The sequence below is a fragment of the Ruegeria sp. AM9 genome (assembly GCF_056540565.1).
On record NZ_JBQFWY010000001.1, the window covers coordinates 667559 to 680205 of the forward strand.

Genomic DNA, 12647 nt, shown 5'->3' on the forward strand with positions numbered 1-12647 from the left:
GGCCGTGACGCCCCATGATGAAAGGTCAGAGGTCGATATCCAGCGTGACCGGGAAATGATCGGACGCCGTCAACAGCGCCTGTTGCAGGTCCGGCAAGGCCCGCAGGCCGGTATCCCTGAGCGGGTGCCAGATTCGCCAGGCAGGACGTCGGATGCGCAAATTTTCACTGATCATGATGTAGTCCAGCAACGCCTCAAGGTAGTTCCCGCCCTGACGGGCAAACCGGGCGGTGGACGGGGTCGGGTCGGCCCCTTTCGCGTGCGGGTCGAACAAGCCGGCCTGCAGCAAAATCTCGACCGATGAGCGCCCGAACAGGTGTTCGAACTCATCCAGCCCCGGCCCGTCGTTCAGATCACCCAGAAGTATGACCTGCTCTGCGTCCGAAACATGTGCCCGGACCCGGCGGGACAGCCAAACGGCCTGGGCCAACTGTTTGCGCCGGTTCGCGATGGAAATACGGATCGCCTCATTCCGTGACCCGGCGCCGTGTGGAGCCTTGGATTTCAGGTGCGCTCCGATCAGCCGGACTTGTGCCCCGGCCTTGGTTTGCATCGCCAGCTCCATCGGAGGCTTGGAAAATCGCACATGATCTTCGGTCGCGTCGATATCGAGGTCGATATGAAACACCCCGTCAAAGCGCGGCGCCGCCCGGTCACCCGGAGCCGGATCGTGCTGCACAGTTAGCGAATTGGGGTCATAAAGCAGGGCAAGTTCCTGATGAGTGTCGTTGGCAAATCCCATCACCGCGTGCGAGGTGCGCAGATCGAAGGCTTCGGCAAAACTCTGCAATGCGCGGATGGTGTCCTGTGACTTGCCGGAGTTCGGCGCCTCGACAATCAGGATCGCGTCCGCGTCAATTGCGGTCAGAACCTTGGCAATGGCCTCGACCTGCTGCGCTTTGGTGACGTTGTGGCGGCCGGACCAGCTATCATTCACGATCAGTTTGTCGTTGCGGTCGAACAGGTTGGCGAACCATTCGATGTTGTAGGTCGCCAGTCGCATCGGTTCAGGCCCGCGCGCCGTTGATCTCATCCCATGCGCGATTGATGTCGATCATCTTCTTTTCGGCCAGACGAATGGCCTCTTCGGGCACGCCACGGGCCATCATCGCATCGGGGTGCGTGTCGCGTACCAGTTGCCGCCAGACCTTGCGGATATCAGGCAGCGGCATATCACGGGGCACGCCCAGAACAGTGTATGGATCCTTCGGCGCGTCGGGCACAAAGCGCGCCCGCAACGCCAGAAACTGCGCCTCGGACTGGCCGAAAATGCGGCTGACTTCTTCCAGGAACTCGTTTTCGTTGGGGTGATAGAACCCGTCGGCCATTGCGATGTGAAACAGCCCCTCCATCAGATCGCAGAGCGTGGTGCTGTCATCGGCAAACATGCGGGCAATCTTGCGGGCATAATCCTGATAGCCGGCAACATCCGTGCGGGCCATGTCGAACACACGGGCCGCGCCGGCCTCATCCTCGCGCGCGATCTGGAAAACGTCGCGAAAGGCTGTCACCTCGTCCCGCGTCACCTGCCCGTCGGCCTTGGCCATCTTCGCGCCCAGCGCGACCACGGCAATCGCAAACGCGACCGAGCGTTCGGGCGGTGTGCGCAGTTTCTCAAAAACGGCCGTCAGGCTTTCGCCTTGGGCAAGCGCGCTCAGCGCGTCGGATATGCGGGTCCAGATCGACATGAGCGCACCCTAGCGCCCCAAATCGAAACTGTCAGGTGCAACCTATTCGTCAGACGCAAGAATTTTCTGCATCAGCACAAGATCCAGCCGCTTGCCCCATTTGAACCCGACCTCGGGAATGACCCCGACCTGCGTGTACCCAAGCGCAGCGTGAAATGCGACCGCCCCCGGATTGGCCGAGGAAATACCGGCGACCAGCACATGCACGCCCTCGGCCCGCGCCACGCCTTCAAGCGCGGACATCAAGGCCCGCCCGGCGCCCTGCCCGCGCGATTCTGGGGCCAGTTGGATGGTATGCTCGCGGCAATGGGCATAGCCCGGACCGTTGCGAAATGGGGCGTAAGTGGCAAAGCCCTGAACCTGACCATCCCCTTCGGCCACCAGATAGGCAGGACCGCGGGTTTCAATGTCCGTGGCAATGGTATCCACGCTGCACTCGTTGGTGGTGAAGGTCACCAGCGTATCGCGAATGATCGCGTTGGTGATTTCTGCGATTGAAGGGGCGTCTGAAGCCTGCGCCGGCCTTACGATCATTCCAACACACGCGGGCCATGCGGCGTTTCGAACTCGGCCCGCAGTGCGGCTGGCCCGGTGTCAAACACTACGGCTTCCAAATCGCCCAGCAGCCGGGCCAGTTCCAGCGCATCGGGGTGAAAAACCACAAGACGCCGCAGGCGGCACCCGCTGTCCTGCAGCATTTGCGCCGGATGCAGATCGCCGTGCCATTGAATGAGGGCGGGAAACAGGTTGTCGAATGGCAGCCGTCCGTTGGGCGGCACCGCCATTTGCCACCGCAATGCGCCGCGGGTCAGGTCGATAGGGTGCCCCACGCCATCGGGGAACATGGTCAACGAGGCCTCGATATCCGGAACCCGGCAAATCCAGTTGGTCAGGCGCGGCGCGCCAGCGAAGCGATCCAGATCAAACCACCGTGTGCGCTCCACCTTCGGGGCCTGAGGATCAATTGCGATGGCCTCCAGATACAAACCGTCCCGCAGGCCCAGCAGACGGTTATGGGTGCCAAAGACGTCGTGTTTGCCGCCATCCTGCAGTGACACACCCAGGGCTTGCTCAACATGGGCCGAGGCGTCCTCGAGCGTTTCGCCCGCGACGGCCAGATGATCCAGTAACATGCTCAGCCTCCTACGAATTGCGACCAGACCCGTAAGGGGCCTGGCCGCATGTTTCCGTCAAAGGCACAGGATCACAAGATTTTTCGTCGAAAATCTTGGGCGATCTCAGCCTTTGGCCTCACCGATCAGACGCAGGATGTCCTGCGCGGCCTCGGGGATATTGGTGCCCGGCCCGAAGATCGCCTTGACGCCGTGATCATAGAGGAACTGGTAATCCTGCTGTGGGATCACGCCGCCACAGATCACGATGATGTCCTCAGCACCCGCTTTCTTGAGTTCCTCGACCAACTGCGGCGCCAGAGTCTTGTGCCCCGCTGCCTGCGAAGAAATCCCGATCACGTGAACATCGTTATCCACCGCATCCTGAGCGGCCTCGGCAGGGGTCTGGAACAGAGGGCCGACGTCCACGTCAAAGCCGATATCGGCAAAGGCGGTGGCGATTACCTTGGCGCCCCGGTCATGCCCATCCTGGCCCATCTTGACGACCAGCAGTCGGGGACGACGACCCTCGGCCTCGGCAAATTCTTCGATGGATTTCTGGATGGCGGCAAACCCTTCATCGCCCTCATAGGCTGCACCATAGACACCAGCCAGTGTCTTTACCTCGGCGCGGTGACGGCCGAACTCTTTTTCCATTGCCATGCTGATCTCTCCTACGGATGCGCGGGCACGGGCGGCCTCGACCGCGGCAGCCAGCAGGTTTCCGCCCTCTTGGGCGGTCTTGGTCAATGCGTCCAGCGCCTGTTGGCATGTAGCCTCATCACGGGTGGCGCGGATACGTTCCAATCGCGCAACTTGAGCCTCGCGCACGGCGACGTTGTCGACGTCCAGGATGTCGATCGGGTCTTCCTGTTCCTTGCGGTACTTGTTGACGCCGACGATCACCTCATCACCCCGGTCGATCATGGCCTGACGGCGGGCCGCGCTTTCCTCGATCCGCAGCTTGGGCATTCCGCTGGCCACGGCCTTGGTCATACCGCCCATCTCCTCGACCTCTTCCATCAAGGCCCAGGCTTTTTCGATCAACTCACTGGTCAGGCTCTCGACATAGTAGGATCCCGCCAGCGGATCGACCACATCGGTCACGCCGGTTTCCTCCTGCAGCACCAACTGCGTGTTCCGCGCGATACGGGCCGAGAAATCGGTGGGCAGCGCAATCGCCTCGTCCAGAGCGTTGGTGTGCAGCGACTGGGTGCCGCCCAGAACCGCGCTCATCGCTTCATAGGCGGTGCGGATCACGTTGTTATAAGGGTCTTGTTCCTGCAGCGACACGCCCGAAGTCTGGCAGTGGGTGCGCAGCATCTTGGACCGCTCGGATTTCGCGCCGAAATCTGTCATCACCCGGTGCCACAACGTACGGGCCGCACGCAGCTTGGCGATTTCCATGAAGAAGTTCATGCCGATGGCAAAGAAGAACGACAAACGGCCTGCGAACTTGTCGACGTCCATCCCGGCTTCGGTCGCGGCACGCACGTATTCGCGCCCATCGGCCAACGTATAGGCCAGCTCTTGCACCAGGTTCGCCCCGGCCTCTTGCATGTGGTAGCCCGAGATCGAGATCGAGTTGAACTTGGGCATCTCGTTCGACGTGTATTCGATGATGTCCGAGATGATCTTCATCGACGGTTCGGGCGGGTAGATATAGGTGTTGCGCACCATGAACTCTTTCAGAATGTCATTCTGAATGGTGCCGGACAGCACGGATTTGTCGTGCCCCTGCTCTTCGCCCGCCACAATGAAATTCGCCAGAATCGGGATCACCGCGCCGTTCATCGTCATCGAGACCGAGACCTTGTTCAGCGGAATGCCGTCGAACAGGATTTTCATATCCTCGACACTGTCGATGGCCACACCGGCCTTGCCCACATCGCCGACCACACGGGGATGGTCGCTGTCATAACCCCGATGCGTGGCCAGATCGAAAGCCACGGAAACACCTTGCTGACCGGCAGCCAGATTGCGGCGGTAAAAGGCGTTCGATTCCTCAGCCGTCGAAAAGCCCGCATACTGGCGGATCGTCCAGGGACGCCCGGCATACATCGTCGCTTTCACCCCGCGCGTGAACGGTCCGAACCCGGGCAGAGAGCCCATATGCGGCAGGTCGGCGGTATCGTCCTGCGTATAAAGCGGTTTGACGTCGATGCCTTCCAGTGTTTCACGGGTCAGGTCTTCCAGCGGACGACCGCGCAGCTCTTTTTCGGCCAGCGCCTGCCAGCCTTTCGTATCGGTCATAGCGATTTCCTTTTCTCAATTCGGGTCGCGACAGGGCATCCCGTCTGCGATGTGATGTTCCGGGCGGCCGATCCGGTCGCAATCAGACGCGATATTTTGAACGTCTGGCGCATTTCACCGGTCGCATTCGTCGGCGCAGGGGCTATATTCAATTCAACAGGAGGCCCCATGACACGAACGCTTGCCCTTGTTTTCTCGGCACTATTCCCGCTGGCAGCGATGGCCGCCGACGGGTCTGCACCGGCAGAGGACGAATTTGTCCGCCCTGCAGGCGACAGCGAACTCAGCGAGTTTCTCTGGGTCAACCGGCCCATCGTTGTCTTTGCCGACACGCCCGCCGACCCGCGTTTCCAGCAACAGATCGACATGCTAGTCGAAGGCGAAGCAGCCATGCGCGACCGTGACGTGGTTGTATTGATCGACACCGATCCGGCGGCGCGATCACCGATCCGGTCGCAATTGCGGCCACGTGGGTTCCAGATGGTGTTTGTCGACAAGGACGGCGTCGTCAAACTGCGCAAACCGTCGCCATGGAGCGTGCGCGAGATCGGCCGGTCCATCGACAAGACCCCCCTGCGCCAGCGCGAGATCCGCGAACGGCGCGAGGGCGGCTGATGGCTTTCGCCACATCCCCGCCCCCCGGCGCGATGCGCCGGAGAGCACTGGATATATGACAAAAGCGCAGCCATGATCACTCGAACTCGATGATCACGTCGTCAACGGCAAGGCTGTCGCCCGCACCTGCGTTGATCTTGGCGACCTTGCCCTTCTTCTCGGCGCGCAGGATGTTTTCCATCTTCATCGCCTCGATGGTGCACAGCGCCTGCCCTTCCTGTACTTCCTGCCCCACTTCGACGTCGACCTTCACGATCAGACCCGGCATCGGGCAAAGCAGCATTTTCGAAGTATCGGGCGGCAGTTTCTCGGGCATCATGCGGGCCAGTTCGGCCTGACGCGGAGTGCGCACATGCACCTTGATATCCGCGCCACGGTTGCGGATGCGGAACCCCCCCGAAACCTTGCCAACCTTCAGGACAAGCGGGCTGCCATCGACATCCAGAACAGCCAGTTGATCACCCGGTGTCCAGTCGGACGCGACGCGCGAGGGGGTGCCATCCGCGAAGGTCACGGTCGAACCATCCTTGTCCGCGTCGATGGCAACGGCGAACTCCTGCCCCTGCACGGTCACAACCCAATCCGTACCAACCTTGCGTTCATGATTGTCCATCCGACCCGATACGCGGGTGCGGCGAATCTCGGCAACTCGATGCATGGCCGCGCATGAGGCCGCGATGCGGCGCAGGTCACCCTCAGGCAATTCCACACCTTCGAACCCGTCCGGGTATTCCTCGGCGATGAAGGCGGTGGTCATGTCGCCCTTGATGAAAATCGGGTGATCCATCACTGCCGACAGGAAGGGCAGGTTATGGCCGATACCTTCGACCTCAAAACTGTCCAGCGCCACGCGCATCGCCTCGATCGCCTGTTCACGGGTCGGGGCCCAGGTGCACAGCTTGGCGATCATAGGGTCGTAATACATGCTGATCTCGCCGCCCTCGTAGACGCCGGTATCATTGCGCACGGCTGCCGGACCCTCGGGCGCATCGCCCTGCCATTTGCCGTTGACCAGCATCGGACCAGCGGCAGTTTCCTGCGGCGGGCGATAGCGGGTCAGGCGGCCAATCGAAGGCAGGAAGCCGCGATACGGGTCCTCAGCATATAGGCGGTTTTCGATGGCCCAGCCGGTCAGGGTCACATCGTCCTGCGTGATGGTCAGCTTTTCACCAGCGGCGACGCGGATCATCTGTTCCACCAGATCGACGCCGGTGATCAACTCGGTTACAGGGTGCTCCACCTGCAGGCGGGTGTTCATTTCGAGGAAGTAGAAGTTCTTCTCACCATCCACGATGAACTCGACCGTCCCGGCGCTGGCATAGTTCACGGCCTTGGCCAAGGCGACCGCCTGCTCACCCATGGCCTTACGGGTTTCGGGATCGAGGAAGGGCGACGGGGCCTCTTCCACCACCTTCTGATTGCGGCGCTGGATCGAGCATTCGCGCTCGCCCAGATAGATGCCGTTGCCATGGCTGTCGCACAGAACCTGAATTTCGATGTGGCGCGGCTGTGTTACGAATTTCTCGATAAAGATCCGGTCGTCACCAAAGGAATTCGCGGCCTCGTTTTTCGAGGACTGGAAGCCCTCGCGCGCTTCTTCGTCGTTCCACGCGATCCGCATGCCCTTGCCGCCGCCGCCGGCGCTGGCCTTGATCATGACGGGGTAGCCGATCTGCTGACTGATCTTGACCGCCTCGTCTGCGTCTTCGATCAGCCCCATGTAGCCGGGCACCGTCGAAACGCCCGCATCCTGTGCGATCTTCTTCGAGGTGATCTTGTCACCCATGCTTTCAATCGCACCAACCGGGGGGCCGACGAACGCCACGCCTTCGGCCTCAAGCGCCTCGGCGAATTTCGAGTTTTCGGACAGAAACCCATAGCCCGGATGCACCGCCTGCGCGCCGCTTTGACGGATGGCATCCATCACCTTGTCGATCACGATGTAAGACTGGTTCGCAGGCGGCGGGCCGATGTGCACCGCCTCATCCGCCATCGACACGTGCAACGCGTTTCTGTCCGCATCCGAATAAATGGCAACGGTGCCGATACCCATTTTGCGGGCGGTCTTGATGACCCGGCAGGCGATCTCGCCCCGGTTGGCGATCAGGATCTTGTTGAACATGGAACGTCCTTTGTCTTGGTGTTCTGGAAACGCAAAACGCCGCCGCGGGGCTTGAACCCCACGACGGCGTGTTGCGCGATGGCGGTCGGGGCGACGGGCGCCCCGTAGTATACGTTAGTAGCAGTTTCCCTGCGTCTTGCAGTAAAGCACGTTGCCTGCTGCGCCGACCACAGCGCCGAGCAGCGGGTCGGCACTGACGACTGCCGCACCCACGGCCCCTGCACCACCGCCAAGCAGCGCCTGTTCACCGGTGGAATCACCACAGGCGGCCAAGCCCGCGCAGGTTGCCACGACAAGGAAGAATTTTGAGATTCGCATACGCTCTGCCCCTTTTGGTTTCTTGATGCGTCGGGGCGCAGATGGCGTATGCGGGGGCTGTTATTCAATAACAGGCCCCGCAAATCTGCATTTTGCGCAGAATTATGCCGCTTTAAGCGCAACGATCGCTCAAAGAAAAACGCGGGCGAGGTATTGTGAGTTTCACAAACCTGCCCGCGGAAGGAAGGGGTACGGAATAGTAGGTGCTTGTGCGGCGCAGGCAAAGTAGAGCCGCACGGCCCGTTCACATTGCACGCCACAATAAGGGCCGCAAACAAAGTATTGTTTCCAAGCGAGATTCCGGCTGGAATTCGCCCATACGGCGAATTCTCGCGCAGAATTGCGCCGACACCCTGCCCCATCAGGCGCGCGTTTCCATCCGTCTGCACAGTCACATTGACGTTACAACGCTCACTATTGGGGGGCGTTTCTGCACGTGCATCATCACGGCGGGACACAATCCGTCGCTGCGAATCTCCGTTCGCAGACGTATAGTTAACCGATCTGTTCACCATACTGTGAAAATTCCGGCACTTTCGCACAACTTTGCTTGAGAAATCGGGCCGGTTTCGTCCCGTTCTCGTGATTTCCCACACTGGATTTTGCGTGAAACCTTGCCCGTGCACTTCTGCACACAAGGAATCATCCGCATGATTATAAAGAGAAAAAAGGCACCTCTGCTTGTTGCCTCCGCGTTGAGTGTGACCAGCACGCTGGCCGTTGCCCAGGACGCCGAGACCCAGGCAGAGCTGGATGCGCTGCGCGCCCGCATCGAGGCGCTGGAATCCACAGGGCCAGGTACCACACCCGGGGAATTCAGAATCGGCAATACCACTCTGGACGTCTATGGCTATGTCAAAGCCGACTTCTTCTACGACTTCGATTTCGATCAGGGCGACACCGCCTTCGTGAACGTCATCGGTGAACCCTCGGCTGCCACCGACGGTACCTTCGGCGCCACCGTACGACAGTCTCGCGTCGGTTTGCTGACCACCACACCCAGCGCTATTGGCGACATCGGCGGTCAACTGGAAGTTGACCTTTTTGCGTCGAACGGCACTGCCGAATTTCGACTGCGTCATGCCAATATCCGAATCGGAGACAATTGGCTGATCGGCCAGTACTGGACCAACTTCCAGCCGCTGGACACCTATCCGACCTCGGTCGAATTCAACGGCCCCGTTGGCATCGCTTTCGCCCGTGTTCCGCAGGTCCGCTACTCCAACAGTTTCGGGGCCAACACGTCCTTCGCCGTTTCGGTCGAAGAAAACGTCAGCGGGTCGAACTCGGATGACCCGGTGCTGACCGCCTCGGCGGAATACAATGACGGCACCTATATCGCCCGCGCGGCGGCTCTCTATGGCAAGGCCGAAGGTGGTGGAGTTGAGGTGGATCAGACCGGCTTTACCCTGTCCGGATCGGTGCGCCCGTGGCAAGGCGGGCTGTTTCAGGTCAACTATGTCAACGGCGAGGCCCTTGGCCCCTACCTGATCGGCCTTGGTGATCCGGTTGTCGGCGGTCGGGCCAACGACGTGGACGGCTACACCATCGAATTCCGGCAGGACCTTGGGGAAAAGTGGAATGTCGGCATCGCCTACGGCAAGGAAGACTATGACCTGCCCACCTCGACCGGCACATTGTCCTTTACCGAGCTGGAGACGATCCACGTCAATGCCTTCTATCAGGCCACCGAGAACCTGACGCTGAGCGCCGAGTACATCTATGGTGAGCGGAACGACGAACCCACGGGCCGGACCTTCGACGGCAACCGTGTTCAGGTCGCCGCGCAGCTTAATTTCTGAACGCGCAGAACCGCCCTGCCCGCGACCGGGCAGGGTTTTTTCCGAAGCTTTCCCCGGATGGATATGTGCGACAACGGCCTGCACGGTTCAGCGTACCCCGTCGAAGATATCGGGAAACGACACCCGCGCTGCATCCACATCGATCACCAGCAATGCGTCATAGCTGGCCGGATCAAACGGGTCTTCGGCCGGGATGACTTCGCGCTCGAACAGCCAGCTCAGGCGGCCGGCGTCCAGATTGCCACGCTCGAACGGCTGATCACCAAAGTTCTGCCACAGCGCTTCCATGAACGCGGCGTCCGCACGACGGTCGGCCGGTTTGCGATCGCGGAACCGCTCGCGCCGCGTAATCGGCGTGACGCCCTTGGGGTTGGCCCGGCGAATGGTGAACTGGAAATCCGTCCCCGCAAGACGTCCGGGAAATCCGCGATGCTTCAGCATGTCGGCACCTCGCTGTTCACAGGTATCAGGGAAACAGAATCGCCCCTCAAAGCAGACGGGATCATATCGCGCACCTCCAAAGCCGCATTGGTGTTCAGAAACGCTCTGAGGTGGTGAAAACGGGGTTTCATGGTCAGAGCCCCTCCCAGATACATTGGGATTGCTCCAGCCGATAGGCTTCAAAAAACTGCGTGGCGTCAGGCGCCGATCGTCCAAACTCGACAGGCCGGTCAGACAGCGAGATCACGACACGCGCCGGATCAAGCTCGTGACGCACCACATAGGCAACCGCGAGGGTCTGGCACAGGTGTTCCATGTCGTTCGAGGCGACGTCATAACCGATGCGGCCAGCAGTGTAGCCGATCTTGGGCGCTACGAAACGGAACCTGACCCACAACTCGCCCGGGTTGTTGTCCAGCAGCACGTCGCTTAAATGCACGGGCTGTCCCGACGGAACCGGCAACAGGTTTTCGGCTTGCGCAACAACGGCGGATGACCATCCCAGAAGCAACAGAAAAAAGGCGCGACCCCAGCCCCGATTGACGCGGGCTCCTCTCTCCGGGGTCGCGCGCGCATGGCTTGTGGCCCGCGCTTTTCTATGTCTGATACGGTCAGTCATCTATCAGCTTTAGTCTCAAAGTCAAACTTCGATCCGGCAATTGCGCCATGATCCGCCGACCGGGGAATCCCTGGCGGGCAGATCATTCGGACACCCCTTACAGCGGGATATTGTCGTGCTTTTTCCACGGGTTTTTCAGCTGCTTGTTACGCAGGCTGGCAAACGCGCGGGACACACGGCGGCGGGTGGATTGCGGCATGATCACCTCGTCGATGAAGCCACGTTCGGCGGCGACGAAGGGGTTGGCAAACCGGTCCTCGTAATCCTGCGTATGCTGCGCGATCTTTTCCGCATCGCCCAGGTCGGCACGGTGGATGATCTCGGTTGCGCCCTTGGCACCCATCACCGCAATCTCGGCGGTTGGCCACGCATAGTTGAAATCGCCGCGCAGGTGCTTGGAGGCCATAACATCATACGCACCGCCATAGGCCTTGCGGGTGATCACGGTGACTTTCGGAACGGTGGCCTCGCCATAGGCGAACAGCAGCTTTGCGCCATGCTTGATCACGCCGCCATATTCCTGCGAAGTCCCCGGCAGGAAGCCCGGCACGTCAACCAACGTCAGGATCGGAATCTCGAAACAGTCACAGAAACGCACGAACCGCGCCGCCTTGCGCGAGCTGTCGATGTCCAGACACCCGGCCAGAACCATCGGCTGGTTGGCCACAACGCCCACGGTCTGCCCTTCCAGACGGATGAAACCGGTGATGATGTTCTTGGCGTAGTCTTCCTGAATTTCGTAGAAGTCGCCCTCGTCCGCCACTTTGGTGATGAGTTCCTTCATATCGTAGGGCGTGTTCGGGTTGTCCGGGATCAATGTATCCAGCGAAGTTTCCACCCGGTCCGTTTCATCAAAAAACGGGCGTACAGGCGGTTTCTCGCGGTTGTTGAGCGGCAGGAAATCGACCAGACGACGCACCTCGGCCATCGCCTCAACATCGTTTTCGAACGCGCCATCCGCGACCGAGGATTTCTTGGTATGGGTCGAGGCGCCGCCCAGTTCCTCGGCGGTGACAACCTCGTTGGTGACGGTTTTCACAACGTCGGGGCCGGTCACGAACATGTAGGACGTGTCTTTGACCATGAAGATAAAGTCGGTCATCGCCGGGCTGTAAACAGCGCCACCAGCACAAGGCCCCATGATCACGCTGATCTGCGGCACCACGCCCGAGGCCATGATGTTGCGCTGGAACACTTCGGCATACCCCGCCAACGAGGCAACACCTTCCTGGATTCGCGCCCCGCCCGAGTCGTTGATTCCAATGACCGGCGCGCCGTTCTGGATCGCCATATCCATAATCTTGCAGATTTTCTGCGCATGGGTTTCCGACAGCGAACCACCAAACACGGTGAAATCCTGACTGAACACATAGACCATCCGGCCGTTGATCGTGCCCCAGCCGGTAACCACGCCATCGCCCGCAGTCTTTTGTTTTTCCATCCCGAAATCGGTACAACGGTGGCTGACGAACATGTCGAACTCTTCAAAGCTGCCTTCGTCCAGCAGCAGCTCGATCCGCTCGCGCGCGGTCAGCTTGCCACGCCCGTGCTGCGCGTCGATACGCTTTTGCCCACCGCCCAGCCGGGCATCGTTGCGGCGATCTTCAAGCTCGGTAAGGATATCTTTCATGGCGCTCATTCCCTGTGAGATTTCGCGCGACACTATACGCATACGCT

General features: G+C 60.4%; 12 protein-coding genes. 2 read left to right on the forward strand and 10 right to left on the reverse strand.

Annotated features, from left to right (window positions below; genetic code table 11):
• Positions 1 to 25: 25 nt before the first annotated feature.
• The 5 genes from ACR0DO_RS03375 to scpA form a co-directional block, all read right to left on the reverse strand.
• The gene (locus ACR0DO_RS03375) at positions 26 to 1003 is read right to left on the reverse strand and encodes an endonuclease/exonuclease/phosphatase family protein (protein WP_480556969.1); all 978 of its coding nucleotides are present in this window, start codon (positions 1001 to 1003) and stop codon (positions 26 to 28) included.
• Between the two features lie 4 nt (positions 1004 to 1007).
• The gene (locus ACR0DO_RS03380) at positions 1008 to 1688 is read right to left on the reverse strand and encodes a TerB family tellurite resistance protein (protein ID WP_170441090.1); all 681 of its coding nucleotides are present in this window, start codon (positions 1686 to 1688) and stop codon (positions 1008 to 1010) included.
• 42 nt (positions 1689 to 1730) lie between these two features.
• Positions 1731 to 2222 carry an N-acetyltransferase family protein gene (locus ACR0DO_RS03385; protein ID WP_480556737.1) on the reverse strand — a complete coding sequence of 164 codons (492 nt, stop codon included), beginning with the start codon at positions 2220 to 2222 and terminating at the stop codon, positions 1731 to 1733.
• On the reverse strand, positions 2219 to 2821 hold the full coding sequence (locus ACR0DO_RS03390; protein ID WP_480556738.1) for a VOC family protein: 603 nt from the start codon (positions 2819 to 2821) through the stop codon (positions 2219 to 2221). The genes ACR0DO_RS03385 and ACR0DO_RS03390 overlap by 4 nt, the downstream gene beginning before the upstream one ends.
• 105 nt (positions 2822 to 2926) lie before the next feature.
• Positions 2927 to 5053, reverse strand: coding sequence for a methylmalonyl-CoA mutase (gene scpA, locus ACR0DO_RS03395; protein ID WP_480556739.1), 2127 nt, complete (start codon positions 5051 to 5053; stop codon positions 2927 to 2929).
• 168 nt (positions 5054 to 5221) lie between these two features.
• On the opposite strand from scpA, the gene ACR0DO_RS03400 reads away from it, so the two are divergent.
• Complete coding sequence (locus ACR0DO_RS03400) at positions 5222 to 5668, forward strand: DUF4174 domain-containing protein (RefSeq protein WP_480556740.1); 447 nt, start codon at positions 5222 to 5224, stop codon at positions 5666 to 5668.
• Positions 5669 to 5744: 76 nt separating this feature from the next.
• Here ACR0DO_RS03400 and ACR0DO_RS03405 read toward each other — a convergent pair whose 3' ends face one another.
• On the reverse strand, positions 5745 to 7790 hold the full coding sequence (locus tag ACR0DO_RS03405) for an acetyl-CoA carboxylase biotin carboxylase subunit (protein ID WP_480556741.1): 2046 nt from the start codon (positions 7788 to 7790) through the stop codon (positions 5745 to 5747).
• Between the two features lie 114 nt (positions 7791 to 7904).
• The gene (locus ACR0DO_RS03410) at positions 7905 to 8108 is read right to left on the reverse strand and encodes a hypothetical protein (RefSeq protein ID WP_170441077.1); all 204 of its coding nucleotides are present in this window, start codon (positions 8106 to 8108) and stop codon (positions 7905 to 7907) included.
• Between the two features lie 701 nt (positions 8109 to 8809).
• Here ACR0DO_RS03410 and ACR0DO_RS03415 point away from each other — a divergent pair.
• A complete protein-coding gene (locus ACR0DO_RS03415) occupies positions 8810 to 9910 on the forward strand; it encodes a DcaP family trimeric outer membrane transporter (protein WP_480556742.1) in 1101 nt (366 codons plus the stop codon).
• 87 nt (positions 9911 to 9997) lie between these two features.
• Here the strand turns inward: ACR0DO_RS03415 and ACR0DO_RS03420 are convergent, their stop codons facing one another.
• The 3 genes from ACR0DO_RS03420 to ACR0DO_RS03430 form a co-directional block, all read right to left on the reverse strand.
• Positions 9998 to 10351 carry a hypothetical protein gene (locus ACR0DO_RS03420; protein ID WP_170441073.1) on the reverse strand — a complete coding sequence of 118 codons (354 nt, stop codon included), beginning with the start codon at positions 10349 to 10351 and terminating at the stop codon, positions 9998 to 10000.
• A 133-nt stretch (positions 10352 to 10484) separates the two neighbouring features.
• Positions 10485 to 10970 carry a DUF6497 family protein gene (locus tag ACR0DO_RS03425; RefSeq protein WP_480556743.1) on the reverse strand — a complete coding sequence of 162 codons (486 nt, stop codon included), beginning with the start codon at positions 10968 to 10970 and terminating at the stop codon, positions 10485 to 10487.
• A gap of 97 nt (positions 10971 to 11067) precedes the next feature.
• The gene (locus ACR0DO_RS03430; RefSeq protein ID WP_170441070.1) at positions 11068 to 12600 is read right to left on the reverse strand and encodes an acyl-CoA carboxylase subunit beta; all 1533 of its coding nucleotides are present in this window, start codon (positions 12598 to 12600) and stop codon (positions 11068 to 11070) included.
• Positions 12601 to 12647 lie beyond the last annotated feature (47 nt).